Source organism: Streptomyces sp. NPDC049954, from assembly GCF_040656295.1.
Taxonomy (GTDB): domain Bacteria; phylum Actinomycetota; class Actinomycetes; order Streptomycetales; family Streptomycetaceae; genus Streptomyces.
The window spans coordinates 86,336-110,006 of sequence record NZ_JBFALS010000013.1; the positions used below are offsets into that span (position 1 = coordinate 86,336).

The 23,671-nt window shown below is 72.3% G+C and carries 25 protein-coding genes and 1 pseudogene; 12 read left to right on the forward strand and 14 right to left on the reverse strand.

From position 1 onward, the window contains the following. Nucleotides 1-3: 3 nt before the first annotated feature. Entirely contained in the window at nt 4-1,113 is a 1,110-nt protein-coding gene (locus AB0J21_RS26470) for a magnesium and cobalt transport protein CorA (RefSeq protein ID WP_363148613.1), read from the reverse strand. A gap of 619 nt (nt 1,114-1,732) precedes the next feature. Here AB0J21_RS26470 and AB0J21_RS26475 point away from each other — a divergent pair. Then, nucleotides 1,733-2,326: a suppressor of fused domain protein gene (locus AB0J21_RS26475; RefSeq protein ID WP_363148614.1), complete on the forward strand. Its 594-nt coding sequence runs from the start codon at nt 1,733-1,735 to the stop codon at nt 2,324-2,326. A gap of 80 nt (nt 2,327-2,406) precedes the next feature. On the opposite strand, the gene AB0J21_RS26480 is transcribed toward AB0J21_RS26475, so the two are convergent. Both AB0J21_RS26480 and AB0J21_RS26485 read right to left on the reverse strand, forming a co-directional pair. After that, complete coding sequence (locus AB0J21_RS26480) at nt 2,407-3,729, reverse strand: UDP-glucose/GDP-mannose dehydrogenase family protein (RefSeq protein WP_363148615.1); 1,323 nt, start codon at nt 3,727-3,729, stop codon at nt 2,407-2,409. Between the two features lie 161 nt (nt 3,730-3,890). Continuing rightward, the gene (locus AB0J21_RS26485) at nt 3,891-4,136 is read right to left on the reverse strand and encodes a hypothetical protein (RefSeq protein WP_363148616.1); all 246 of its coding nucleotides are present in this window, start codon (nt 4,134-4,136) and stop codon (nt 3,891-3,893) included. On the opposite strand from AB0J21_RS26485, the gene AB0J21_RS26490 reads away from it, so the two are divergent. Both AB0J21_RS26490 and AB0J21_RS26495 read left to right on the forward strand, forming a co-directional pair. After that, a complete protein-coding gene (locus AB0J21_RS26490) occupies nt 4,135-4,320 on the forward strand; it encodes a Scr1 family TA system antitoxin-like transcriptional regulator (protein ID WP_363148617.1) in 186 nt (61 codons plus the stop codon). The genes AB0J21_RS26485 and AB0J21_RS26490 overlap by 2 nt on opposite strands. Further along, nucleotides 4,317-4,553, forward strand: coding sequence for a DUF397 domain-containing protein (locus AB0J21_RS26495; protein ID WP_363148618.1), 237 nt, complete (start codon nt 4,317-4,319; stop codon nt 4,551-4,553). Before AB0J21_RS26490 ends, AB0J21_RS26495 begins: the two co-directional genes overlap by 4 nt. Before the next feature lie 510 nt (nt 4,554-5,063). Here the strand turns inward: AB0J21_RS26495 and AB0J21_RS26500 are convergent. Continuing rightward, complete coding sequence (locus tag AB0J21_RS26500) at nt 5,064-6,329, reverse strand: MFS transporter (protein ID WP_363148619.1); 1,266 nt, start codon at nt 6,327-6,329, stop codon at nt 5,064-5,066. Between the two features lie 210 nt (nt 6,330-6,539). On the opposite strand from AB0J21_RS26500, the gene AB0J21_RS26505 reads away from it, so the two are divergent. The 3 genes from AB0J21_RS26505 to AB0J21_RS26515 all read left to right on the forward strand — a co-directional run bounded on the left by AB0J21_RS26505 (nt 6,540) and on the right by AB0J21_RS26515 (nt 9,169). Continuing rightward, nucleotides 6,540-7,178: a DUF6758 family protein gene (locus AB0J21_RS26505; RefSeq protein WP_363148620.1), complete on the forward strand. Its 639-nt coding sequence runs from the start codon at nt 6,540-6,542 to the stop codon at nt 7,176-7,178. A 263-nt stretch (nt 7,179-7,441) separates the two neighbouring features. Next, entirely contained in the window at nt 7,442-8,311 is an 870-nt protein-coding gene (locus AB0J21_RS26510) for a PHP domain-containing protein (protein ID WP_363148621.1), read from the forward strand. Between the two features lie 252 nt (nt 8,312-8,563). Beyond that, nucleotides 8,564-9,169 (forward strand): MarC family protein, encoded by a 606-nt coding sequence (locus AB0J21_RS26515; protein WP_363148622.1) that lies wholly within the window; start codon nt 8,564-8,566, stop codon nt 9,167-9,169. 101 nt (nt 9,170-9,270) lie between these two features. On the opposite strand, the gene AB0J21_RS26520 is transcribed toward AB0J21_RS26515, so the two are convergent. Beyond that, a complete protein-coding gene (locus AB0J21_RS26520) occupies nt 9,271-9,423 on the reverse strand; it encodes a hypothetical protein (RefSeq protein WP_363148623.1) in 153 nt (50 codons plus the stop codon). Between the two features lie 270 nt (nt 9,424-9,693). Between AB0J21_RS26520 and AB0J21_RS26525 the strand changes: the two genes are divergently transcribed. Continuing rightward, nucleotides 9,694-10,614 (forward strand): NYN domain-containing protein, encoded by a 921-nt coding sequence (locus tag AB0J21_RS26525; protein WP_363148624.1) that lies wholly within the window; start codon nt 9,694-9,696, stop codon nt 10,612-10,614. Here AB0J21_RS26525 and AB0J21_RS26530 read toward each other — a convergent pair. The 5 genes and pseudogenes from AB0J21_RS26530 to AB0J21_RS26550 form a co-directional block, all read right to left on the reverse strand. Beyond that, on the reverse strand, nt 10,586-11,452 hold the full coding sequence (locus tag AB0J21_RS26530; protein ID WP_363148625.1) for an alpha/beta hydrolase: 867 nt from the start codon (nt 11,450-11,452) through the stop codon (nt 10,586-10,588). The genes AB0J21_RS26525 and AB0J21_RS26530 overlap by 29 nt on opposite strands. Before the next feature lie 25 nt (nt 11,453-11,477). After that, complete coding sequence (locus AB0J21_RS26535) at nt 11,478-11,789, reverse strand: DUF2316 family protein (protein WP_363148626.1); 312 nt, start codon at nt 11,787-11,789, stop codon at nt 11,478-11,480. 49 nt (nt 11,790-11,838) lie between these two features. After that, on the reverse strand, nt 11,839-12,429 hold the full coding sequence (locus AB0J21_RS26540; RefSeq protein ID WP_363148627.1) for a TetR family transcriptional regulator: 591 nt from the start codon (nt 12,427-12,429) through the stop codon (nt 11,839-11,841). 3 nt (nt 12,430-12,432) lie between these two features. Next, complete coding sequence (locus tag AB0J21_RS26545; RefSeq protein ID WP_363148628.1) at nt 12,433-13,431, reverse strand: aldo/keto reductase; 999 nt, start codon at nt 13,429-13,431, stop codon at nt 12,433-12,435. A gap of 207 nt (nt 13,432-13,638) precedes the next feature. Beyond that, nucleotides 13,639-15,318 (reverse strand): annotated as a pseudogene (locus AB0J21_RS26550) (DEAD/DEAH box helicase); the annotation flags it as partial. Between the two features lie 378 nt (nt 15,319-15,696). Here AB0J21_RS26550 and AB0J21_RS26555 point away from each other — a divergent pair. Beyond that, nucleotides 15,697-16,422, forward strand: a complete 726-nt coding sequence (locus tag AB0J21_RS26555) for a ferritin-like fold-containing protein (protein WP_363148629.1) — start codon at nt 15,697-15,699, stop codon at nt 16,420-16,422. Between the two features lie 36 nt (nt 16,423-16,458). Here AB0J21_RS26555 and AB0J21_RS26560 read toward each other — a convergent pair whose 3' ends face one another. The 4 genes from AB0J21_RS26560 to AB0J21_RS26575 form a co-directional block, all read right to left on the reverse strand. Beyond that, nucleotides 16,459-16,737, reverse strand: coding sequence for a hypothetical protein (locus tag AB0J21_RS26560; RefSeq protein ID WP_363148630.1), 279 nt, complete (start codon nt 16,735-16,737; stop codon nt 16,459-16,461). A gap of 273 nt (nt 16,738-17,010) precedes the next feature. After that, nucleotides 17,011-17,238 carry a DUF3107 domain-containing protein gene (locus tag AB0J21_RS26565; RefSeq protein ID WP_363148631.1) on the reverse strand — a complete coding sequence of 76 codons (228 nt, stop codon included), beginning with the start codon at nt 17,236-17,238 and terminating at the stop codon, nt 17,011-17,013. 138 nt (nt 17,239-17,376) lie between these two features. Further along, a complete protein-coding gene (locus tag AB0J21_RS26570; protein WP_363148632.1) occupies nt 17,377-18,018 on the reverse strand; it encodes a TetR/AcrR family transcriptional regulator in 642 nt (213 codons plus the stop codon). Nucleotides 18,019-18,169: 151 nt separating this feature from the next. Further along, nucleotides 18,170-18,448 (reverse strand): hypothetical protein, encoded by a 279-nt coding sequence (locus AB0J21_RS26575; RefSeq protein ID WP_363148633.1) that lies wholly within the window; start codon nt 18,446-18,448, stop codon nt 18,170-18,172. A 279-nt stretch (nt 18,449-18,727) separates the two neighbouring features. On the opposite strand from AB0J21_RS26575, the gene AB0J21_RS26580 reads away from it, so the two are divergent. The 4 genes from AB0J21_RS26580 to AB0J21_RS26595 all read left to right on the forward strand — a co-directional run bounded on the left by AB0J21_RS26580 (nt 18,728) and on the right by AB0J21_RS26595 (nt 23,671). After that, nucleotides 18,728-19,741 (forward strand): alpha/beta hydrolase, encoded by a 1,014-nt coding sequence (locus AB0J21_RS26580; protein WP_363148634.1) that lies wholly within the window; start codon nt 18,728-18,730, stop codon nt 19,739-19,741. Between the two features lie 281 nt (nt 19,742-20,022). Then, nucleotides 20,023-21,429, forward strand: coding sequence for a DUF3152 domain-containing protein (locus AB0J21_RS26585; protein ID WP_363148635.1), 1,407 nt, complete (start codon nt 20,023-20,025; stop codon nt 21,427-21,429). Between the two features lie 216 nt (nt 21,430-21,645). Beyond that, complete coding sequence (locus tag AB0J21_RS26590; protein ID WP_363148636.1) at nt 21,646-21,735, forward strand: Ms4533A family Cys-rich leader peptide; 90 nt, start codon at nt 21,646-21,648, stop codon at nt 21,733-21,735. A gap of 187 nt (nt 21,736-21,922) precedes the next feature. Then, nucleotides 21,923-23,671: an ABC transporter substrate-binding protein gene (locus tag AB0J21_RS26595; RefSeq protein ID WP_363148637.1), complete on the forward strand. Its 1,749-nt coding sequence runs from the start codon at nt 21,923-21,925 to the stop codon at nt 23,669-23,671.

Consider the following 23,671-nt stretch of genomic DNA (forward strand, 5'->3'; position numbering starts at 1 on the left):
TGCTCACAGCCAGCCGTTGCGCTTGAGGGAACGGTGGATCGCGAAGCAGATCACGAGGATCGAGCACAGCACCGCCGGATAGCCGTAGTGCCAGCGCAGTTCGGGCATGTGCTTGAAGTTCATGCCGTACACCCCGCAGATCATCGTCGGGACCGCGATGATCGCCGCCCACGAGGTGATCTTGCGCATGTCCTCGTTCTGCGCGACGGTCGCCTGCGCCAGATTGGCCTGGAGGATCGAGTTGAGCAGTTCGTCGAAGCCCACGACCTGTTCGTGGACCCGGGCCAGGTGGTCGTGGACGTCGCGGAAGTACTTCTGGATGTCCGGGTCGATCAGCCGCATCGGACGCTCGCTCAGCAACTGCATGGGCCGCAGCAGCGGGGAGACGGCGCGCTTGAACTCCAGGACCTCGCGCTTGAGCTGGTAGATGCGCCCGGCGTCGACGCCGCGCGAAGTGCCCTTCCTGCCGGGCGCCGTGAACACCTCGGTCTCCACCTCGTCGATGTCGTCCTGCACCGCGTCCGCGACCGCGATGTAGCCGTCCACGACGTGGTCGGCGATCGAGTGCAGGACGGCGGAGGGCCCGCGCGACAGCAGTTCCGGGTCGTCCTGGAGGCGGTGGCGCAGCCCGCGCAGCGAGCCCTGGCCGCCGTGCCGGACGGTGATGAAGAAGTCCCGGCCGGTGAAGCACATGACCTCACCGGTCTCCACGATCTCGCTGTTCGCGGTGAGTTCGTCGTGCTCGACGTAGTGGATCGTCTTGAAGACGGTGAACAGGGTGTCGTCGTAGCGCTCCAGCTTGGGCCGCTGGTGGGCGTGGACGGCGTCCTCGACGGCGAGCGGGTGCAGGCCGAACTCGGTGGCGATGCCGGAGAACTCCTTCTCGGTCGGCTCGTGCAGGCCGATCCACGCGAAGCCGCCGCCCAGCCGTACCAGCCGGACCGCCTCGTGCGGGGAGAGCGCGCCCGAGGTCGGCACCCGCCGCCCGTCGCGGTACACGGCGCAGTCCACGACCGCCGAGGGCACGCCGGGGTCACGGGTCGTCTCATAGGCGGGGGTGCCCCTGCGGAGGGAGGGGCGGACCGCGGCGCGCAGGTCACGGATCATCGACATGGCTGCTCCTTCGCGCGGGGCCGGGCGCGCCGGGGTGGAACCTCCCGGAATGGGGACGTGCGGCTGGCGTCCTGGCACGTCCGCAAATCGGGGAGCACCGCACCTGCGGTCTCGGCCTTCGCTGCTGACGGGTGCTCTCCGCGGCAGGACGGAGAGCGGATCAGGCGGTGACGAAAGGCTCTTTCGCGGGGCCGTCGTACGTGCCGCTTCCCGCGCTGCGAGCACGAGGGGGCGGGACGCGTTTACCCGGTGGACGGCCGGGTATGTACGGCCTCAGATCCCGGCCGGGACGACAAGGCGGCCGGCCGGTGGACCTATGGGGCGGAAGAGCGGGTGGTACTGCACGGTCGACTTCGATCCATTTGCAGCCCCACCTCCTCCGGCCGGTCCCCCGTGAGGGACGTTCGCCCCGTATCGCGAGGCGTTCATCGGTCGGGCTGAGAGCGTGCTTCAGCGCGCTGCCCTGACCAGCGGCCAAGCCTAGCAGTCGGTCGCTCTGTCAATCCCCACTTTGCCCGTGCCATACGCGTTGCCTACGCGTGTTTTAGGTGCCGGGCCGCTTCGGCCTGCCCACGCACCGCCCGCCGCCGGGGTGCGGCCCCGTCCTATAGTCGCCGTCATGGCAGACGTACTTCCCCTGGTAGAGGCGCGGCTGCGCGGCGCGCTCGGCGAGAGCGACGCCCGCGCGGCCGTCACCTTCCTCGGCACCGACCGCATCGAGGTGCTGCGCTTCCCCGGGCGGCCGGGGGAGGGGGTCGTGCGCTACGCGACGCTCGGGATGTCCGCCGCCCCGATGACCGACCCCACCGCGGCGCTCGCCGATCCCGTCAAGGGGCCGCGCGCGGAACTGGTCCTGTCCGTGCGGCCGCGCGGCGCCGACACCGACAAGGTGCTGCGCCCCCTCGCGGTGCTCGCCGCCTCCCCGCAGGTGGAGGGGCTGGTCGTGGCGCCGGGAGCCTCCCTGGACCTCGGGGAACCGCTGTGGCCGGGGGCCCCGTTCACCTCCGTCCTGGTCGCCGAACCCGGCGGACTCGTCGAGGACCTCGTACTGGACGCCCCGCTCGACCCGGTGTCCTTCCTGCCGCTGCTGCCGATGACCCCGAACGAGGCGGCGTGGAAACGGGTCCACGGCGCGGCGGCCCTCCAGGAACGCTGGCTCACGAACGGAACCGACCTGCGCGACCCGGCACGCACGTCCGTTCCGCTGGACTGAGGACGATCGCACCGGTCCGGAACATGCCTACGCCCTCCCCGGAGGCGGCGCACTCCGGGCGTCCCACCCACGGGGGTGCGCTACTTTCCGGGGCGACCGAGCTGGTGAATGGTCCAGCCCGCCGCTCGCCAGGGCTCCGGGGTGAGGGTGGTGCGGCAGTCAACGAGAAGGGGGCTGGCCGGGCGGCCTACCAGTGTGTGGGGGTCGGCCTGCTGGTACTCGGGCCATTCCGTGGCCAGGACGACGAGCTCGGCGCCGTCGAGGGAGGCCGCCAGGTCGTCGGTGTAGTCCAGCTCCGGGTTGCGGTCCGTCGCCGTGGGCACGGCCTGCGGATCGTGCACGGTGACAACACCGCCGGCCTGCTGGAGGGCCTGGGACAGAGCGAGTGCCGGGGACTCGCGGACATCGTTGGTGCCCGGCTTGAACGCCGCGCCCCACACGGTGACGCGGGCGCCGTTGAGGGGGTGCTCGCCCAGGGCGCGGGTGATGAGGGCCATGGCGACGTTCGTCCGGTCCTCGTTGATCTTCTCGGCGGCGCGCAGGAGTGCCGCGGCGTCGTCGGCACCGAGCTGCTGGGCGCTCGCGGTGAAGGCGCGCACGTCCTTGGGAAGGCAGCCGCCGCCGTAGCCGATGCCGGGCCGCATGCCGCCGGCACCGATGCGGGGGTCGATGCCGAGGATGTCCACGATCTTCGAGATGTCGCCGCCCGCGGCCTCGCACATGTCGGCGACCGCATTGATGTAGCTGATCTTCAGGCCGAGGAAGGTGTTCGCGGCGCCCTTGGCCAGCTCGGCGGTCGGCGGGTCGGTGACGAAGACCGGGACACCGGCGTCGATGATCCCGGCGTAGACGGCGCGGATGGCCTTCTCGCCCTCTGCGGTGGTGACTCCGGCGATGAGACGGTCCGGGCGCAGGGTGTCCTCGACGGCGTGGCCCTCGCGCAGGAACTCCGGGTTCCACACGACTTCCACGCTCGCCCCGGCCGGGGCGAGGCGCTGGGCGAGGGCGGTGACCTGGGTGGTCGTCCCGACGGTGACGGTGGATTTCCCGACGATGGTGCATGCCTGGGTGAGGTGGGGGGCGAGCTTGCGGATCGCGCCGAAGACCTGAGCGGTGTCGTAGGAGCGGCCGTCGGCGTCGATGGGGGTGCCGACACCGATGAAGTGCAGCTCGGCGAAGTCGGCGGCGTCACGGATGTCGGTGGTGAAGCGCAGACGGCCACTGGAGGTGTGGCGGGCGAGCAGTTCCGGCAGGCCGGTTTCGTAGATGGGGCATTCACCGGCGTTGAGCCGATCGACCTTGGCCTGGTCGACGTCCACACCGATGACCTCATGGCCGAGTTCGGCCATCGCCGCAGCGTGCGGGATGCCGAGGTGACCGCAGCCGATCACGGAAACGCGCATTGCAGGTCGTCCTTGTCTCGTCGGGGGCACACCGACTTCGGTGCGCCCCCGACGCTATCGGTCGGCAAGCAAGGCCCAAGTCGTGTCGTGTGCTGGCCCGTTGAAGTGTTCGATCGGGTGAAGGAGAGCCGGCCCGGGCAGTGGACCCGGGCCCGACCGGTTCAGCTTGCGGCGGCCAGCGCTTCGGACAGGGCGGTGGCCAGGAACTCGATGTCGTCGTGCGTCGACGTCAGCGGGGGCGCAACGACGAACCCTTCGCTCTTGGGCTCTCCGGCGCCGGTGAACGGATAGAAGAACACGCCTCGGTCCTCCGCGGCCTTCAGCACGGACCACAGCCGCCCGGGGGCGACCTCCACCCCTGCACCCCTGCACCCCACGTACGGATCGAACGGCGCAATCACCATCATGTCCTACAAGCACCCGTGGGCGAAGGTAGCGAGCGTCGACAGCCCCATGGGTGGGAACCACACCGAAGACGCGGAGCAGGTGCGCTTTCTGGAGAAGGAGTTCGCCGCTATCGCCGACATTGCGCTTCCCGTCGACAAGTCGCGGGATGTTCTCAATGAGTACCTGGAAGGACTGCACCAGTGACCACCAACAACCTGACGGCTCCGCAGCTCAGGGGCGCCGTCTGGCGGAAGTCTTCCTACAGCGGGGGCAGCGAGGGCCAGTGCGTCGAGGTCGCAGACCTCACTGCCGCGCCGTTCGCCGGCCGGCGGGGCATCAGGGACTCGAAAAGCCCGGAGGGCCCCGCGCTGCTCATTCCCGGGGACGCGTTCGCGCACTTCGTGACGGCCGTGAAGGCGAGCGAGCTCGACATCTGACAGGCATGGTCGTCCGTCGAGGCCCGGTTCCCCCATCCCATATCTGGGGGGAGCCGGGCCTCGTCGTACTTCTGTGCCCATGGGCCAGGGCGGCGTACCCGGTAGATCGCTTCGCTCCGTGGAACAGGAGGGTCGGGTCGGAGCGACCGTTTGCAAGATGTGCAAGCGGTGCACGCGTGGCGCTCCGGGGGTTCTACGGTGGTGGGCGCATGTACGTGGCGGTCCTCGCGCGGGGAGAAGCCGGACGAAGCCGGTTCGGCTCTGGGTGTCCGAAGAGGCCCGCTCCTGCTGGCGAAGCAAGATCCGGGCGGCTTGTTCCGTCTCGGCCGTACGGAACTGACCGGCTCTCGCCCCAGCCGAGAGCCCGACTGGGCACTCTCGCGTGTCCCAACGGCCCTACTGATAGCTCCAACTGCTGTGCCTGCCAACGGTCAGGTGAACCGCGTGGTCAGCCCGCCACGGGACCCGTCGATCGCCTCGCACCTCGACTGAACCGAGGCCCCCGCCGGCTCAGCCGGCGTCGGCGAAGACGGACACGCTGTCCTGGGCGGCGTGCTTCGGTGCCTCCGTCTCGGCCTCGTGGGTGAGCGCCCGGCGCCGTACGAGTACGACGAGTGCGCCGATCACGGCGGTGACGCCCGCGATGACGAACGGGATGTGGACGTTGGTCCAGCCCTCGATCTTCGGGGCGAAGAAGGGGGCGGCCGCCGCCGCGAACCAGCGCACGAAGTTGTAGCCCGCGCTGGCCACCGGGCGCGGGGCGTCCGAGACGCCGAGGGCGAGTTCGGTGTAGACCGTGTTGTTCACGCCGATGAACGCGCCCGACAGGATCGTGCACACGACGGCCGTCGTGTGGTCGCCGTAGCCGAGCACCACGACGTCCGCGGCGAGCAGCACGAGCGAGCCGCCCAGGACCTTCAGTGAGCCGAGCCGCCTCTGCAGCCGGGGCGCGACCAGGACCGAGAAGACCGCGAGCAGCAGGCCCCAGGCGAAGAACACCGCGCCCGACTTGTACGGCGTCATGTCCAGCACGAACGGGGTGAAGGCCAGCACCGTGAAGAACGTGTAGTTGTAGAAGAACGCCGAGATCGCGGCCGAGGCCAGTCCGCCGTGGCCCAGCGCCTTCAGCGGGTCCGTGATCGAGGTCTTGCGGGCCGGCTTCGGCTGCGGCTTCAGGAACAGCGCGATGCACAGGAAGCCGATCGCCATGAGCGCGGCCGTGCCGAAGAAGGGGTAGCGCCAGCTGGCGTTCCCGAGCAGGGCGCCGAGCAGCGGACCGCAGGCCATGCCGAGGCCGAGCGCCGACTCGTACAGCAGGATCGCCGCCGCGCTGCCGCCCGCGGCCGCGCCGACGATCACGGCGAGCGCCGTGGACACGAACAGGGCGTTGCCCAGGCCCCAGCCCGCCCGGAAGCCGACCAGCTCCCCGACCGAGCCCGAGGTCCCGGACAGTGCGGCGAAGACGACGACCAGTGCGAGGCCGAGCAGCAGCGTCTTCTTGCCGCCGAGCCGGCTGGAGACGAAGCCGGTCAGCAGCATCGCGACGGCCGTGATCAGGAAGTACGAGGTGAACAGAAGGGAGACCTGGCTCGCGCTCGCGTCCAGTCCCTTCGCGATGGAGGGGAGGATCGGGTCCACCAGGCCGATCCCCATGAAGGCGACGACGGAGGCGCCGGCCGTGGCCCAGACCGCCTTCGGCTGACGCAACAGGCTGCCCGCACCCGCGTCCAGCGGATCGGCCTCCGTGTGCCGCGTGGTCCCGGTACTGCTCTGCATTCCCTGCTCCCTCGACGGACCGCGGTCCCGGCCCGCACCTAGATGGTTGGCGTATACACATAATAAGTTAGCGGAGCTAAATAATGCAACATGCACCTAAGTCGGGCGGAGTGCGGGGCGGGGGGTGGAGCGGAGGGGGCGGGCGGGGCCCCGGCGGCAATGTGCTGATCGTCCTTGACGGAGGCACGTGCGGGGAGGACCGTAAGCCGCATGAGGGGCGAACCCAGTTGCCCGAGGTGCGGTGGCCGGGTGCGTGCGCCCGGCCTGTTCGCCGACCGCTGGTCCTGCCCCCGGCACGGGGCCGTGCCCCCGCTCCAGCCCGTGCTCCCGCCCGATGTCGAGGTGCTCTCGGTCGTGGTCCGGCAGGCGGTCGTCCCGGTGTGGATGCTGTGGCCGCTTCCGGTGGGGCGGCTCTACACCGGGGTCGCCGCCGCCGGGGACGACCTCGGCGGCACCCGCGCGGTCGCCCTCGCCTGTTCGGGACCCGTGGCGCAGGGCGGCGGTACGGAGGAGATCCTGCTGATCGCCGAGGAGCCCGGGGTGGGCCTCGGCGCCTACTACGCGGGGATCGAGGGACCCGGCCCCGGCGCCGAACTCAACCCGGACAAACCCGCGCAGGCCCAGGTCCTCGCCGCCGGGCTGCCGGTCTCCCTGTGGCGCCTGGACCACGCGCCCGCCGACCGCGCCGTCTTCGTCGGCGAGGCGCTCGGGGTCCGGCTGTGGATCGTCGTACGCCCCGAGTCCTCCGGCGTCCTGCTCCACGAGGACCTCGTCCTGACGGACCTGCGGGAGGCGGGCGCCGAAGTGGAACTCCTGCCGTGCGGGGCGCTCTCGCCGACCCTGCTGTGACGCGCGTGCGGTCGTCCCGGGGCCGTCAGCGAGGTGGGTCCTTCCGGCCGAGGGGCGTCCGGGAGTCCTCCCGACGCGGTGGCCGGTCGCGCCGTCCGGGCGCCGTCCGGGCGCCAGCCGGTCGTCCCGTCGTGGTGGACGGTCCGGCCGTACGGGCGGTGGGCGACCGCCCCTCGCGGCGGCCGGTCCACTCGTCCGGGCACCTTCACGTGGGCCTTATCCTTGAGGGCGTCCCGTCCATCGAACGCCCTGGAGACCGTGTCGTGCGCATCGATCTGCACACCCACTCCACGGCCTCCGACGGTACGGACACCCCGGCCGGTCTGGTGCGGGCCGCCGCCGAGGCCGGACTCGACGTCCTCGCGCTCACCGACCACGACACCACGCGCGGGCACGCGGAGGCGATCGCCGCCCTCGACGGGCTCGACCGCCCGCTGACCCTCGTGCCCGGCGCCGAACTCTCCTGCCGGCTCGACGGGACCGGGCTGCACCTGCTCGCCTACCTCTTCGACCCCGGGGAACCCGCGCTGCTCGCCGCCCGCGAACTCGTGCGCGACGACCGGGTGCCCCGGGCCAAGGCCATGGTCACCAAACTCCGCGAACTGGGCGTACCGGTCACCTGGGAGCAGGTCGAGCGGATCGCCGCCGGTGGTTCGGTGGGCCGCCCGCACGTGGCCAGCGCCCTCGTCGAACTCGGCGTCGTCGCCTCCGTGTCCGAGGCCTTCGTGCCGCAGTGGCTCGGCGACGGCGGCCGGGCCTACGCGCCCAAGGCCGAACTCGACCCCTTCGAGGCTGTCCGCCTGGTCAAGGCGGCCGGCGGGGTCAGCGTCCTCGCGCATCCGCTGGCCTCCTCGCGCGGCAACGTCGTCCCCGAGAGCACGATCGCCGAACTCGCCGCCGCCGGACTCGGCGGCGTCGAGGCCGACCACATGGACCACACCCCCGAGACCCGGCGGCGGCTGCACGCCATGGCCGGGGAACTCGGCCTGCTCGCCACCGGCTCCAGCGACTACCACGGCAGCCGCAAGACCGTGGGGCTCGGCGCCTTCACAACCGACCCCGAGATCTACGGCGAGATCACCCGCCGTGCCACGGGGGCCTTCCCGGTCCCCGGCGCCGGCGGAGCCGCCTGAGCGCCGTACGCCACCCGGCGGACCGCGTCGGCCCCGGCCCGGCCTCAGGACCTGAGCCCCGTACGTCCTCCCGTCTCCCCGTCCACGGGGCGCCGGGCAGCCGCTCACGCACCGCTTCCCGTCCGCGCGGTCCTGCCCGGCTCCGTCACCGACCGCCGTCCGGCCGCGTCCCGCATGACGTCCCGTCACGCGCGGCGGCCCGGACGAGGGCCCCCACCTCCCCGCACGTCTCTTCTCACCGCAAGGCCCACCGTGTTCGACTTCGCCGTCTTCGGCTCCCTCTTCCTCACGCTCTTCGTGATCATGGACCCGCCCGGGATCACCCCGATCTTCCTGGCCCTCACCGCGGGCCGGCCCGCCCGGCTCCAGCGCCGGATGGCCTTCCAGGCCGTGTGCGTGGCCTTCGGCGTGATCGTCGTCTTCGGGCTGCTCGGTCAGCAGATCCTCGACTACCTGCACGTCTCCGTGCCCGCGCTGATGATCGCGGGCGGTCTCCTGCTGCTGCTCATCGCGCTGGACCTGCTCACCGGCAAGACCGACGAACCCAAGCAGACCAAGGACGTCAACGTCGCCCTCGTCCCGCTCGGCATGCCCCTGCTCGCCGGGCCCGGGGCCATCGTCTCGGTGATCCTCGCCGTGCAGCACGCCGACGACGTCAGCTCGCAGGTCTCCGTCTGGGCCGCGATCCTCGCGATGCACGTGGTGCTGTGGCTGACGATGCGCTACTCGCTGCTGATCATCCGCGTCATCAAGGACGGCGGGGTGGTCCTGGTGACCCGGCTCGCCGGGATGATGCTCTCCGCCATCGCCGTGCAGCAGATCATCAACGGCGTCACCCAGGTCATCCAGAACTCCTGACGCGATCCGGCCCGAGCGGGCCGCGCACACGGCGACGCCCCCCGTACACAATCCGTACGGGGGGCGTTTTCGCCAAGGCGACAATCGGTGCGATCAGGAAATTACGAGGCCGGGGCCTGGGCCGGCCGGATGTAGAGCCGCTGGCCGAGTTCGGCCGCCTGCTGCACGATCCGGTTGACGGAGGCGGCATCGACGACCGTGCTGTCCACTGCGGAACCATCCACGTCATCAAGGCGCATGATCTCGAAGCGCATGGGCTTCTCCCTTCGTCCGGGTGATCCTCCTGGAGGAGAACTGTGAGTGCGGGGGCCCTGACAAGAGTCTGACCCCCTGGGGCGGCCAAACACGTTGCCCGCCCGTTAAGAGTGGATTGCGAGACACGGGTGTCTCGCGTTCCTTAGGGGACAACGGGTTGCCCTGAGCAAACATTCCCTTGGCTAAGGAAAACTTTCGCCGAGCTAATTACTCACGGGTAGCGAGACCGGTTGTGCTCGCTCCGTGACGACCCGGACAATGAACAGTCTATGAACGAAGAACTCGCGGCCCTCGGCGCCCGCATCGACCGGACCAACGAACTGCTGGAGCGTGTGGCCGGTGAGCTGGCCGCCTCCTCCCACCACGCGGTCTTCGTCGACGCGGGATACCTGTACGCCGCGGCCGGGCGGCTCGCCACGGGCACCGAGGACCGGCGCGCCTTCGAACTCGACGCCCAGGGCGTGGTCGACGCGCTCATCGAACGCGCCAGCCGCGTCTTCCCGCACAGCCGGCTGCTGCGCGTCTACTGGTACGACGGGGCCCGGCGCCGCATCCACACCGCCGAGCAGCAGTCCATCGCCGAACTGCCCGACGTCAAGGTGCGCCTGGGCAACCTCAACGCCAACAACCAGCAGAAGGGTGTCGACTCCCTCATCCGCAGCGACCTGGAGTCCCTGGCCCGCCACCGGGCCCTGAGCGACGCCGTCCTGCTCGGCGGCGACGAGGACCTCGTCCCCGCCGTCGAGGCAGCCCAGGGCTACGGGACCCGCGTGCACCTGTGGGGCATCGAGGCGCCCGAGGGCGTGCGCAACCAGGCCGACCCCCTGCTGTGGGAGGCGGACACGCAGCGCACCCTCTACCTGGACTTCTTCAAGCCCTACGTCACCCGGCGCACCGTCGTCACCTTCGACTCCAACGTCGTGCCCCGGCCCACCCGCGAGGACGTCCACTTCGTCGGCAAGCGGATCGCCGCGACCTGGCTCGGCACCCGGGGCCGCGAGGCGCTCGCCGAAGTGCTGCCGGGCCCCTACCTGCCGGGCGCCGTCGACCAGGACCTGCTCGTGGAGGCCGAGAGCCTGCTCCAGTACTCCCTGCGCGGCCAGTCCGATCTGCGCCGGGCGCTGCGGGACGGTTTCTGGGAGCACCTGCGCACGCTGTTCCCTATGCCGGACAGTGATCCCAGAAGCTGAGCAGCGCCCGCGCGGTCGGCTCAGGCCGGTCCGTGTTGGGGGAGTGGCCCGCGCCCTCCACCACCGTGCGCCGCGCGCCCAGCCGCCGCGCCATCTCGTCCAGCCACTCCACCGGCCAGGTGTCGTCGGTCTGCCCGGACACCACGTGCAGCGGCAGCCCGGTCGCGGCGAGCTGTGCCACCCGGTCCGGCTCCACCGTCAACTCGTGCCCGGTGGCCAGGAGTTGCTGGGTGTTCGTGCGCATCCACCGCTCCCGCAGGTAGTCGTCGAGCGGGACCGGGGGCGCGTGCTCGCCGGCCATCTGCTCAGGGGACTCCAGCGCCTGCATCGCCTCCCACACCGCCCCCTTCTCCATGGTGCGCAGCGCCTGCGACAGGAGGGCCAGCCGGTCCTTCTGCCCGTCCGAGACCGCCGCCGGACCCGAGGACAGCACGGTGAGCGAACGGAAGGCGGAGACCTCGCGCAGGACGGCGGCGCGCGCGATGTGCCCGCCCAGCGAGTGGCCGAGCAGATGCACCGGCCCCGCGCCGAGCGCCGCGACCTGCGCGAGCACGTCCTCGGCGAGGGCCGGCTGCGCGTACGCCGCCGGGTCCTCGGGTCCCGGCGTCTCGTACTGCCCGCGGCCGTCCACCGCGAGAACGCGGTAACCGCCGTCCGCGAGCGGAGGCAGCAGCGGGAGGAAGTCCTCCTTGCTGCCGGTGAACCCGGGCAGCAGCAGCGCCGTCGCACGGGGCGGGCCGGCCGGGCGGGTCTCCAGGGCGGCGAACTCCCCCCGCCGGGTGGCGAGCCGGAGGGGGACGGTACCGGGCGGCGGGGCGAAGGTCGGCGGCCTGCTCATGCCCCGAGGCTATCCACTGGCCCGCTCAGTGCCGAGACCCCCGGCGCGGAGGGCGGCGCAGCGGGAACCACATGGCGGCGGCCAGCCGGGCCCGTCTGGTCAGCACCGTGTACGGCACGGGGGACTCGCCGGCCTCCCGCACCAAGGTCTCCAGGTGGTCGCGCACCAGCCACACGTCCTGCGGCCGGGAGCCCTCGCGCACGTCGAGCGCGGCCCTGACCTGCCCGGTGTCGAGGCCGAGGTCGGCGGCCAGTTCCTCGGCGGTGACCCCGGCGAGCCGGGCGTTGGCCCACAACTCGGCACTGGTGCGCGCGCGTTCCTCGTCGTTCAGCGACATGGCGTCCTCCTGTGGTGGGGGATGGGGATGGATGTGGGGGAGAGCGGGATCAGCGGGGGCGCAGGCCGTCCAGGAGCAGCGTGCACACGCCGTCCAGGGCGGCCTCGGTGCCGTCCGCCTCCCATTCGCCACAGTGCGCCGGGTGGTGGAAGGCGGCCGTCGCGTCGAACACGGCTCGCGCCGTCCCGGCCGGGTCCCCGGGCGCGAAGTCCCCCCGCGCGATCCCCTCGGCGACGATGCCCGCGAGTTGCTCCCGCAGGAGCGCGAGGTGTTCGGCGGCGGCCGCGCCCTGCTCGGTGACCAGGACGCGGTACGTCGCGAACAGCTCCGGATCGTCCGCGGACCGGGCCCGTTTGACCGCGAACAGGGCGAGCAGCCAGGCCCGCAGCCGCTCCGGCGGGGCGAGGGCCGCATCGGCCGCGAGCCGCGCCAGGTCCTCGTGCGAGCGGGCCAGCCAGCGGCGCGTCACCGCCTCGCGCAGCGCCGCTTTGGAGGGGAAGTGACGGTAGACCGCGGCGTGGCTGACGCCCAGCGCGCGGGCCACGTCCACCACGGTCGCGCGCCGCGCGCCGTAGCGGCGCAGCACCTCCTCGGTCGCCGTGAGTATCGTCGCGGCGTCCAGCGCCGTGCCCGGGGCCACCGCTCAGCGCTCGCTGTCGAGCTGGGCGAGCTGCGGGGCGGCGTACCGCTCCCCGGCCACCGCGGCGGCGGGCACCGCGCGCTCGACGGCGGCCAGGTCCTCCTCGCTCAGCTTCAGCCCGGCCGCGACCACCGCGTCGGTGACCCGGTGCGGCTTGCGTGCGCCGATCAGCGCCACCACGTCCCCGCGCTGACGGCCCTGGGCCAGGACCCAGGCGATGGCGAGCTGGGCGACGGTCACCCCGCGGGCCTCGGCGAGCCCGCGCAGCTTCTCGACCAGGGCGAGGTTGGTCCCGACGTTCGCGCCGTGGAAGCGCGGCAGGTGCGCGCGCGGGTCCGCGCCGCCGGGGTCGGGGCGGTAGGAGCCGGTCAGCAGACCGTGCGAGAGCACGCCGTACGCGGTGACGCCGATGCCCAGCTCCCGGCAGGTGTCGAGGATGCCGTCCTCGATGCCCCGGCTGAACAGGGAGTACTCGATCTGGAGATCGCAGATCGGGTGCACGGCGTGGGCCCGGCGGATGGTCTCCGAGCCGACCTCGGACAGGCCGATCGCGCGCACGTACCCGGCCTCGACCATCTCGGCGATCGCCCCGATCGTGTCCTCGACCGGGACCTGCGGGTCGAGGCGGGCCGGACGGTAGACGTCGACGTGGTCGGTGCCCAGGCGTTGCAGCGAGTAGGCGAGGGCGCTCTTGACGTACGCGGGCCGGCCGTCGACCCCGACCCAGTTGCCGCCCGGATCGCGCAGCCCGCCGAACTTCACGCTCAGCACGGTCCTCTCCCGGTCCCCGGGGCGCAGCGCCTGCCGGAACAGCCACTCGTTGTGCCCGGTCCCGTAGAAGTCCGCCGTGTCGAGCAACGTGATGCCCGCGTCGATCGCCGCTCGGATCGTCGCGATGCCCTCGGCGTCGTCCGCCGGGCCGAAGGTGCCCGACATCGCGCTGCCGCCGAGTCCGATCGAGGGGACGCGGGGGCCGGCCGTACCCAACTGTCGTATGTCCATATCATCGACCGTACTCGCACGGGTTACACCTTTCAAAATCTGTAACTCGTGCGGGTGTGGATCGATGCGCTGGTCCAGCCCCGAGGTCCTGCTGCCGTCGGCGGCCCCGAGATCGCCGCGCCAAGGGTGCCCGGAACACGAAGAAGCCGGGCCGGCTCCCCGTGGGGGAGCCGGCCCGGCTTCGTCCGCTTCGCCTGTCCCGGTCCGTCAGCTCTCGGAGCCGTCGGCAGCGGGGCGCCGCGCGCGCGTCCTGCGACGCGGCTTGCGCGGGGCCTCGGCCGCCGGGGCGCCGGCGGTCTCGGCCTCGGGAGCCGTCTTCTGCTCGGGCACCTCGGCGGGCTGCGCCGAGGGGGCGGCGGCGCGGGTACGGCGCCGACGGGGCGCACGCGGCGCCTCCTCGGCCGCCGGGGCGCTGGTGGCCGACTCGGCGACCGCCTGGCCCTCGCCCTCCGCGAGCGGCTCACCGGAACGCGTACGACGACGCCGGCGCGGGGGCCGCGTGCTCGCGGGCCGCTCCTCGGCGGGAGCGGGACCCGAGTGCGCGGGAGCGGAGGCGGAACCGCCGCGCTTGCGCTTGCCGCCGGTCTCGCCGAGGTCCTCGACCGTCTCCGCGCCCAGGCCCGCACGGGTGCGCTCGCCACGCGGCAGCACACCCTTGGTGCCCGCCGGGATGCTCAGCTCCTCGTACAGGTGCGGGGAGGTCGAGTAGGTCTCGGGCGGGGCCGGGTGACCCAGTTCGAGCGCCTTGTTGATGAGCTGCCAGCGCGGGATGTCGTCCCAGTCCACCAGCGTGATCGCCGTACCCGACTTCCCGGCCCGCCCGGTGCGCCCGATGCGGTGCAGGTAGGTCTTCTCGTCCTCGGGCGTCTGGTAGTTGATGACGTGCGTGACGCCGTCGACGTCGATGCCGCGCGCCGCGACGTCCGTGCACACCAGGACGTCGACCTTGCCGTTGCGGAAGGCGCGCAGCGCCTGCTCGCGGGCGCCCTGGCCGAGGTCGCCGTGGACCGCGCCGGAGGCGAAACCGCGCCGCTCCAGCTGCTCCGCGATGTCCGCGGCGGTCCGCTTGGTCCGGCAGAAGATCATCGCGAGGCCGCGGCCCTCCGCCTGGAGGATGCGCGAGACCATCTCGGGCTTGTCCATCGAGTGCGCGCGGTACACGTGCTGCTTGGTGTTGGCGACGGTCTGCCCGGCGTCGTCGGGGGAGGTCGCGTTGATGTGCGTGGGCTGCGACATGTAGCGGCGGGCCAGGCCCACGACCGCGCCCGGCATGGTCGCCGAGAACAGCATCGTCTGCCGCTTGACCGGGAGCATCCCGATGATCTTCTCGACGTCCGGCAGGAAGCCGAGGTCGAGCATCTCGTCCGCCTCGTCGAGCACGAGGGCCCGTACGTGCGAGAGGTTCAGTTTCTTCTGGCCGGCGAGGTCGAGCAGGCGGCCCGGGGTGCCGACGACGACGTCGACGCCCTTCTTGAGGGCCTCGACCTGCGGCTCGTAGGCGCGGCCGCCGTATATGGCGAGGACCCGCACGTCGCGGGCCTTCCCGGCGGTCTGGAGATCGTTGGTGACCTGCGTGCACAGCTCGCGGGTCGGGACGACGATCAGGGCCTGCGGGGCCTCGGTCAGCTGCTCGGGCCGGGCGCGCCCCGCCTCGACGTCGGCGGCGGTGATGACGCGTTCCAGCAGCGGAAGACCGAAACCGAGGGTCTTGCCGGTGCCGGTCTTGGCCTGGCCGATGACGTCGGAGCCGGCCAGGGCGACGGGGAGGGTCAGTTCCTGGATGGGAAAGGGGTGGACGATACCGACGGCTTCGAGAGCCTCGGCCGTCTCGGGGAGAATCCCCAGATCCCGGAAAGTCTGCGTAGTCAGGGTGTTGCCTCTTCTGTGAGGCGGAACGAGGCGAACGCGGGGGTCTTGTACCGTGCCACGAACCGCCGGCCGTTTTACGGGGACGGGCCGGGTCGCGCGGGACCACTGCCGACGCTCAGAGCGCTCGTTACCGCTGAGGGCCCCTCCGCCGCCGCACGCGCTGAGCGCACCGCCGGGAGGGCTGTCGGGGTCGGAGCCGATCGGGCCACCGACCGGGCATCCTCATGCGTACTCACAAGCGTACTCATCAGTACAGGCTCGCCGAATATTCGGCGGGCGCTTTACCACTGTACCCCCAAAACACCCAGCTGTGCCGGGTGAACGCCGTACGTAGTGGTCGTCACACTCTCCGGCGCGCCCGACCGGGCCGGTCCGGGGCGGGCTATTGTGCGCTTCATGGAGACGCCTGACACCGCCGCCGCACCCACCACGATCGCCGCCCGGAACTGGGCGGACAGCTCGGCCGACCCGCGCTACCGGGACGCCGTCGTGGACCTCCTGGGCGCTCTCGCGTACGGGGAACTGGTCGCCTTCGAGCGGCTCGCGGAGGACGCCAAGCTCGCCCCCACCCTCAAGGGCAAGGCGGAGCTGGCGAACATGGCCGCCGCCGAGTTCCACCACTTCGAGCAGTTGCGCGACCGGCTCTTCGCGATCGACGCGGTCCCCGAGGACGCCATGCAGCCCTTCGCGACCGCGCTCGACGCCTTCCACCAGCAGACCGCGCCCTCGGACTGGCTGGAGGGCCTGGTCAAGGCGTACGTCGGGGACTCCATCGCGAGCGACTTCTACCGCGAGGTCGCCGTCCGGCTCGACAGCGACACCCGCGATCTGGTGCTGACCGTCCTCGCCGACACCGGGCACGCCCACTTCGCGGTGGAGAACGTGCGGGCGGCGATCGAGGCCGACCCCCGGGTGGGCGGCCGGCTCGCGCTGTGGGCCCGCCGGCTCATGGGCGAGGCGCTGTCCCAGGCCCAGCGCGTGGTCGCCGAGCGCGACGCGCTCTCGACGATGCTGGTGGGCGGGGTGGCCGACGGATTCGACCTCGCCGAGGTGGGGCGCATGTTCTCCCGCATCACCGAGGCCCACACCAAGCGGATGGCGGCGCTCGGCCTGGCCTCCTGACGGGGCACTGAGGCCGCGGGCGCGCGCCGCCCGGGCTCAGGCCGCCGAGGCCGAGCGCGAGTGCGGGCGGCGCCGCCCGGCCGGACGCAGCAGCAGGGACAGCAGCGCCGCCGTGAAGGCGACCGCGCCCAGCAGTGTGAGCGCCGCGTGGCCTGGGCCCAGCGAGGTGTGGGTCACGAAGGCGCCGAGCGCGCCGCCGATCCCGCCGGTGGACAGCACGAGCGAGCGGTACGGCAGCCGGTGTGCGAGCCGGTGCAGGGCGAGCCAGGCCAGTGCGAGACCGACTGCGACGGAGCCCAGCGTTTCCACGATCATGCGGTTTCCTCCCGGACGCCTGTAGAGGGGCAATTCGGTCGTAGCCGTCCTACCCGAGGCCAACGGGGAACAACCCTCCCCGGGTGGTGGATACGGACCGCTGACTACCGGCTGCCCCTTCGAGGCCGATTCATGATCGGAAGGGGTCGCAGACCGACCGTAAGCCGGGCCGACGGGCCCCGCACGCGCACACGGCAGAAGGGGTGGTCCCGGACGGGACCACCCCTTCTGCCGTGTTGTTCCGCTGCCGGGCTCACCCGGCCGCCCGTCCTCTCAGAGGACGCCGAAACCGACCTTGCGGACGGTCGGCTCGCCGATCTCCACGTAGGCCAGCCGGTCGGAGGGGACCAGGACCTTGCGGCCATGGTCGTCCTCAAGGCTGAGCAGCGGGGCCTTGCCCGCAAGGGCCTCCGACACGGCCTGCTCGACCTCCGCGGCGGACTGCCCGCTCTCCAGAACGATCTCGCGAGGCGCGTGCTGCACGCCGATCTTGACCTCCACGGCTTTTGTCCCTCCGACGGTCACCGATGTGCGCGGCTGTGCGCGCCGTACACGCCACACATTAGCCCGGAGGGAGGGCGCCCCGGCCGTGCCCTCCGCACGCCGTCAGCGAACACCGGCCCGCGAGGCCCCCGGGCCTCAGCCGCTCTCGGCGCCGTGCAGCGGGAAACCGGCGATGCCGCGCCAGGCCAGCGAGGTCAGCAACTGCACCGCGGTGTCCCTGGGCACGCTGCGGTCGCTGTGCAGCCAGGAGCGGGCCACGACCTGCGCGAGACCGCCCAGACCCGAGGCGAGCAGCATCGACTCGTCGCGCGAGAGGCCGGTGTCCTCCGCGATCACCTCGCAGATGGCCTCCGCGCACTGGAAGGTGACCTTGTCCACGCGCTCGCGCACGGCCGGCTCGTTGGTCAGGTCCGACTCGAAGACCAGCCGGAACGCGCCGCCGTCGTCCTCGACGTACCGGAAGTACGCGTCCATCGTCGCCTCGACACGCAGCTTGTTGTCCGTGGTCGAGGCGAGCGCCGCGCGCACGGCCTGGAGCAGCGCCTCGCAGTGCTGGTCGAGCAGGGCCAGGTACAGGTCGAGCTTGCCCGGGAAGTGCTGGTAGAGCACCGGCTTGCTGACACCGGCCCGCTCCGCGATGTCGTCCATCGCGGCCGCGTGGTACCCCTGCGCGACGAAGACCTCCTGCGCCGCGCCCAGCAGTTGGTTACGTCGTGCGCGGCGCGGCAGTCTGGTGCCCCGCGGGCGTGCTGCCTCTGTCTGCTCGATGGCGCTCACGCCGCCTCCCAGGATCGTTGCGAACGCGGGACGGTGCCCGCGCCCGCCATCGTACTTTTCGGTAACCGTCCCGTGCGCGGCGTGCGCGGGGATTTCACTGGTCGGACACGGGAGAACCGCAGGTGAGAGGTGCGACGAGGGCCGCGGGAGTTCAGCGGTATTCGTCTTCCGCTTCCTCCACGACGCGGGACTGCTCGGCCCGGTCCGCCTCGTTCGCCGGCTCGCCCTCCTTGCGGGCCAGCGGATCGGCGCTCTCGGCGGCCTCCTCGTCGATGTCCCGAAGGTCGTCGGCCTCCGGCGCCTCCGGATCGTAGGGAGCGCCCGGGTCCTCGAAGGTCTCGGGCTCCTCCGGGTCGACGCCGGTCCCGATGCCGCTCTCTGCGGGCTCGGTGGTGGTACGGGGCTGGATGTCACGGGGGTCGTTCGTCATGGAACTCGCCTTTCCCCGGCTGCCGCGTCCGACACGGGTGGGTGTGTGGTGGTCGAGCACAAGGGCGCGGACGGGTGGTGCGGGAGCGGTGGGCGGCGCGCGGGCGCGCGGCGGGCGTCAGCGCGCCGACACTCTCCGTCCGCGTGCTCCCTGTGCTCCCGAGCGTAGGAGCAAGCGGGCCGGACCGCTACGCGGTGGCCGGACCAGCGGGGGCCGCCGCGCGGCGCTGTGACGGCCGTAACACCGGTCAGGGGTGTGATCGTCTCGTAACATTGCGACGTGTCCTGCGAACTGCCTCCCGTGCCCGCTGCCGCCGAACCCAAGGTGAGCGCCGTCCGGGTCGCCCCGGGCGAGGAGCTGACCACGGTCGAACTGCCCGGCCGCACCCTCGTCGTGCGCTCCCGGCCACCCGCCCGCGCGGGGCTGCCGCCCGCGCTGTTCGTGCACGGCCTCGGCGGCTCCTCGCAGAACTGGTCGGCGCTCATGCAGTCCCTCGCGGGCGATCTCGACGCGGAGGCCCTCGACCTGCCCGGCTTCGGCGAGTCCCCGCCGCCCGACGACGGGGACTACTCGATCACCGGTCAGGCCCGCACCGTCGTACGGCTCATCGAGGCCCGCGGCCGGGGCCCGGTGCACCTCGCGGGCAACTCGATGGGCGGCGCGGTCGCCACGCGGGTCGCGGCGGCCCGCCCCGACCTGGTACGCACCCTGACCCTGGTCTCGCCCGCGCTGCCCGAGATACGCGTCCAGCGCACCGCCGTGCCCACCGGGCTGCTCGCGGTGCCCGGAGTGGCCTCGCTGTTCTTCCGCATGACGAAGGGGTGGACGCCCGAGGACCGCACCCGGGGTGTCCTCTCCCTCACCTACGGCGACGCGGCCCGGGTCGACGAGGAGGGTTACCGCCACGCCGTGCACGAAATGGAACGCCGGCTCGCCCTCCCCTACTTCTGGGACGCGATGACCCGTTCGGCCCGGGGGATCGTCAACGCCTACACACTCGGCGGCCAGCAGGGGCTGTGGCGGCAGGCGGAACGCGTTCTGGCCCCTACCCTGTTGGTGTACGGCGGCCGGGACCGGCTTGTCTCCTTTCGCATGGCGCGCAAGGCGGCCACCGCTTTCCGGGAGTCCCGGTTGCTGACCCTCCCGGACGCCGGACACGTCGCGATGATGGAATATCCGCACATCGTCGCCGACGCTGTCAGGGAACTGCTCGCGGAGACCGCAGAACTCCCCGAAGGGGAGGGCAGGACCGTGACCGGGCCGCCCGCCCGGGAGACGCACACAGGAAGCTGAGGGGGCGCGTGGGACGTCACAGCCGTCCGTCGAGTCCGGGGGGACAGGAGCAGGCGCGGCGCGCCGCCGCACCGGAGGCGGCGGGGCGACCCGCGCCCGGCGCGGACCCCGCCCGGGGCGGCGCGCAGCCGACGCCTCCACCGGGCACGGGCCGGCGCCGCGCCCCCGCCGGAGCCACCGCGCACGGCCACGGAACGGCCCGGGTGACCGGGGCCGCCGGTAACGCCGCCGGCCGGCCGGATGTCCGCGGCGGCCATCCCGAACACCCGGAACCCGCGGCCGTGTCGAGCGAGGGGCCCGGCCAGGAGGACGCCTTCCTGCCCTTCGGCCCGCTCGACGCGCGCGACTCCCGCGCCGCCTCACCCGAGGCCCGCGGACTGCGCGTACCGCACGCGGCGGAGCAGCCGGAACGGCGGGAACGGACCGGACAGCGGGAGCAGGCGCCCGGGCAGAAGAACCGGGAGCCGGGGCGTTTCGTGCGGGACGCGACGATCCCCGCCGCGCCGCACGCCGCCGAGGCCGTACCCGCCGTACCTTCCGCCGCGACCGCACAGGCCACCGCACAGCCGCCCGCACAGCCGCCCGCGCGGGACGCCGAGGCCGGGATGCCGGGGCCCCGGCGCGAGTACCTGGCGGCCTTCGACGGGGAGCCGGCGGGTACGCGGGGTGCGCGGCCGTCGTCCCCCGCCGTGCACGGCGGCGAGCGGGAGGACGAGGAGAAGGACGGGGAGGATCTGTTCCGCCCCCGGGTCCCCCTCACGCGTGAACCGGAGCAGCGGCCCGCCTCCGGCGAGGCCGGGGCCGCAACCGGGGCCGGCGGCACCGCACCGGCCGGTCCGGGCGCGCCCGAAGGCCCCGGCGAACCGTACGGCGCGGGTGTCTCCGGTGGCCCCCGGCGCGGTCGTGTCAGCCGCGCGGGACTCGTCACGGGGGCCTGTGCCGCCGCCGTCACCCTGGGCCTGGCCGTCGTGGTCTCCGGGCACGGCCCGGGAGCCACCGGGGCCAAGGTGCTGGCCGGGCAGGACGCCTCCCCGAGGGCGAAACTCGACGCGAAGCGACCCACCCCGAGCGAGAAGCCCAGGCGGGCCACCTACGACGAGTTGATGGGGCGTACCTATCCGCTCGCCGCCGATCTGCACGCCTCGGGCACGTTCACCACGGTGCCCGGCTCCGCCGCCGCGCCGCGCCGTGGCAAGCAGTTGCTGCGCTACCGCGTCGACATCGAGCGCGGACTCGGCCTGGACGGCGCCCTGTTCGCCGACGCGGTGCAGAAAACCCTGAACGACGACCGCAGTTGGGCACACGGACAGCAGCGTGCCTTCGAGCGCGTCTCGACCGACCGGGCGGACTTCGTGGTCACGCTCGCGAGCCCGGGGACCACGGCCGACTGGTGCGCCAAATCGGGCCTCGACACGACCGTGGACAACGTGTCCTGCGACTCCGCCGCCACCGAGCGCGTCATGATCAACGCCTACCGCTGGGCGCAGGGTTCGGTGACCTACGGGGACGCGATCCACCCGTACCGGCAGATGCTGATCAACCACGAGGTGGGGCACCGGCTCGGCCACAACCACGTGAGCTGCACGGTGGACGGCTCGCTGGCCCCCGTCATGCAGCAGCAGACCAAGTTCCTCGACCACGACGGCATCCACTGCCTGCCGAACGCCTGGCCCTTCCCGAAGGAGTGAACCTCGCGCGGGGCCGGACCGTCGCACCGGTCACCTCGGGCCCGGCGCTCGCACGGGGCCCGCGCGGCTCGGCGCGGCAGCTCGGCGTGGGGTGATCGCCCGGCACTTTGCACCCGTACGGCACCTCGCGACCGCTCAGCCCCTTGTGACCGTTCTTGGCCGGTAATTGACTCCGGACGCGTTGACAACGTTCCGGATATCGATCATATTTTCCGCATGTCGACCCGCCGCGTACCGCCGCACGCCATTGAGCTCGCGCTCATCGGCGTGACCGCGCTGTGCGTCGCAGACATCATCTGTAGCTGAACCACCTCGCCCGCCCGGCCGCTCCAGGCCCCGCGTGGCCCCTTCCCGTCCGCCGCCCCGGCACGTACGCCCGGCTCCGGACGCACCCCGCCGCCCCGGCCCGCGCACCCGTGCGCCGCCCCGGTCCGGCCTCCCCACGCAGCTCTCCGCCGCCCCTCCCGGCGGCACGTCCAAGGGAACACCGCACATGCGCCGTCCATCGTCCTTCCCCACGCGCGGTCTCGCCGCGCTCACCGTGAGCCTCGTCCTGGCCGGTGGGCTCGCCGCCTGCGGCCCCGAGGACTCCGGTGCGACGGCCTCCTCCGGCGACCAGGGCAAGGCCGCCGCCTCCGGCGCCCCGCACAAGGGCGGCACCCTCAGCGTGCTCAACGCCGAGGCCCAGGAGGACTTCGACCCCGCGCGGCTCTACACCTCCGGCGGCGGCAACGTTCCCTCGCTCGTCTTCCGCACGCTCACCACCCGGGCCCGTAAGAGCGGCGCGGCCGGCTCGAAGGTCGTCCCCGACCTCGCGACCGACACCGGGACGCCCAGCAAGAACGCCACGGTGTGGACGTACCACCTCAAGAAGGGCCTCACCTACGAGGACGGCACCCCGATCACCAGCGCCGACATCAAGTACGGCGTCGAGCGCTCCTTCGCCGGTGAACTCTCGGGCGGCGCGCCCTACCTGCGGGACTGGCTGATCGGCGGCGCCGACTACCAGGGGCCGTACAAGGACAAGGGCAAGGGCGGGCTCGACTCCATCGAGACCCCCGACGAGTCCACCATCGTCTTCCATCTCAACAAGCCCGAGGGCGAGTTCCCCTTCCTCGCCACCCAGACCCAGTTCGCGCCCGTGCCCAAGGCCAAGGACACCGGCACCAAGTACGAGAACCACCCGGTCTCCTCCGGCCCGTACAAGGTCGTCAAGAACGAGAACGACGGCGAGCGGCTCCTCCTGGAGCGCAACCCGCACTGGTCCGCGAAGACCGACGACCAGCGCAAGGCGTACCCGGACCGCATCGACGTGCGCTCGGGTCTCGACTCGGCGGTCATCAACCAGCGGCTGTCCGCGAGCGCGGGCGCCGACGCCGCCGCCGTCACCACCGACACCAACCTCGGCCCCTCCGAACTCGCCAAGGTCACCGGCGACAAGAAGCTCGCCGCACGCGTCGGCACCGGGCACTTCGGCTACACCAACTACCTCGCGTTCAACCCGAAGGTGAAGCCCTTCGACAACCCGAAGGTGCGCGAGGCCATCGCCTACGCCGTGGACCGCTCCTCGGTGATCAACGCGGCCGGCGGCTCCTCGCTCGCCGAGCCCGCGACCACCTTCCTGCCGGACCAGAAGTCCTTCGGCTCCACCGGCGCCGACCCGTTCCCGGCCGGGGAGAGCGGCGACCCCGCCAAGGCGAAGAAGCTGCTCGCCGAGGCCGGGTACAAGAACGGCCTCACCATCACCCTGACGCACAACAACGCGAAGAACTTCGCGACCAGCCCGGAGATCGCCACCGCGCTCCAGGACGCCCTGAAGAAGGCCGGGATCACGGTCAAGCTCAAGGGCGTCGACCAGAGCAGCTACAGCGACACCGTGTACAGCGTCAAGACGCAGCCGGGCGCCTTCCTGGCCGGCTGGGGCGCCGACTGGCCCTCGGGCGGGCCCTTCATCGGCCCCGTCTTCGACGGGCGCCAGATCGTCGAGGACGGCTACAACTTCAACAGCGGGCGGCTGAACGACCCGGCCGTCAACAAGGAGATCGACGCGATCAACAAGGTCACCGATCTCGGCGAGGCCGCCAGGCGCTGGGGCGCGCTCGACGCGAAGATCGGCGAGAAGGCCCTGGTCGTCCCGCTGTTCCACCCCGTCTACAAGCGGCTGGCCGGCACCGCCGTCAAGAACGTCGTCATCAGTGACTGGACCGGCGTTCTCGACATCTCCCAGACCGCGGTCAAGTAA

Excerpts from the sequence above, each read along its gene's own strand:
- AB0J21_RS26505 (WP_363148620.1), top strand. The coding sequence starts at position 6,540 with ATGAGGGGCGAACCCAGTTGCCCGAGGTGCGGTGGCCGGGTGCGTGCG.
- AB0J21_RS26575 (WP_363148633.1), bottom strand. The coding sequence starts at position 18,448 with ATGACGAACGACCCCCGTGACATCCAGCCCCGTACCACCACCGAGCCC.
- AB0J21_RS26475 (WP_363148614.1), top strand. The coding sequence starts at position 1,733 with ATGGCAGACGTACTTCCCCTGGTAGAGGCGCGGCTGCGCGGCGCGCTC.
- AB0J21_RS26535 (WP_363148626.1), bottom strand. The coding sequence starts at position 11,789 with ATGTCGCTGAACGACGAGGAACGCGCGCGCACCAGTGCCGAGTTGTGG.
- AB0J21_RS26530 (WP_363148625.1), bottom strand. The coding sequence starts at position 11,452 with ATGAGCAGGCCGCCGACCTTCGCCCCGCCGCCCGGTACCGTCCCCCTC.
- AB0J21_RS26500 (WP_363148619.1), bottom strand. The coding sequence starts at position 6,329 with ATGCAGAGCAGTACCGGGACCACGCGGCACACGGAGGCCGATCCGCTG.
- AB0J21_RS26525 (WP_363148624.1), top strand. The coding sequence starts at position 9,694 with ATGAACGAAGAACTCGCGGCCCTCGGCGCCCGCATCGACCGGACCAAC.
- AB0J21_RS26595 (WP_363148637.1), top strand. The coding sequence starts at position 21,923 with ATGCGCCGTCCATCGTCCTTCCCCACGCGCGGTCTCGCCGCGCTCACC.
- AB0J21_RS26470 (WP_363148613.1), bottom strand. The coding sequence starts at position 1,113 with ATGTCGATGATCCGTGACCTGCGCGCCGCGGTCCGCCCCTCCCTCCGC.
- AB0J21_RS26560 (WP_363148630.1), bottom strand. The coding sequence starts at position 16,737 with ATGATCGTGGAAACGCTGGGCTCCGTCGCAGTCGGTCTCGCACTGGCC.
- AB0J21_RS26485 (WP_363148616.1), bottom strand. The coding sequence starts at position 4,136 with ATGATGGTGATTGCGCCGTTCGATCCGTACGTGGGGTGCAGGGGTGCA.
- AB0J21_RS26490 (WP_363148617.1), top strand. The coding sequence starts at position 4,135 with ATGTCCTACAAGCACCCGTGGGCGAAGGTAGCGAGCGTCGACAGCCCC.
- AB0J21_RS26520 (WP_363148623.1), bottom strand. The coding sequence starts at position 9,423 with ATGCGCTTCGAGATCATGCGCCTTGATGACGTGGATGGTTCCGCAGTG.
- AB0J21_RS26555 (WP_363148629.1), top strand. The coding sequence starts at position 15,697 with ATGGAGACGCCTGACACCGCCGCCGCACCCACCACGATCGCCGCCCGG.
- AB0J21_RS26545 (WP_363148628.1), bottom strand. The coding sequence starts at position 13,431 with ATGGACATACGACAGTTGGGTACGGCCGGCCCCCGCGTCCCCTCGATC.
- AB0J21_RS26480 (WP_363148615.1), bottom strand. The coding sequence starts at position 3,729 with ATGCGCGTTTCCGTGATCGGCTGCGGTCACCTCGGCATCCCGCACGCT.
- AB0J21_RS26590 (WP_363148636.1), top strand. The coding sequence starts at position 21,646 with ATGTCGACCCGCCGCGTACCGCCGCACGCCATTGAGCTCGCGCTCATC.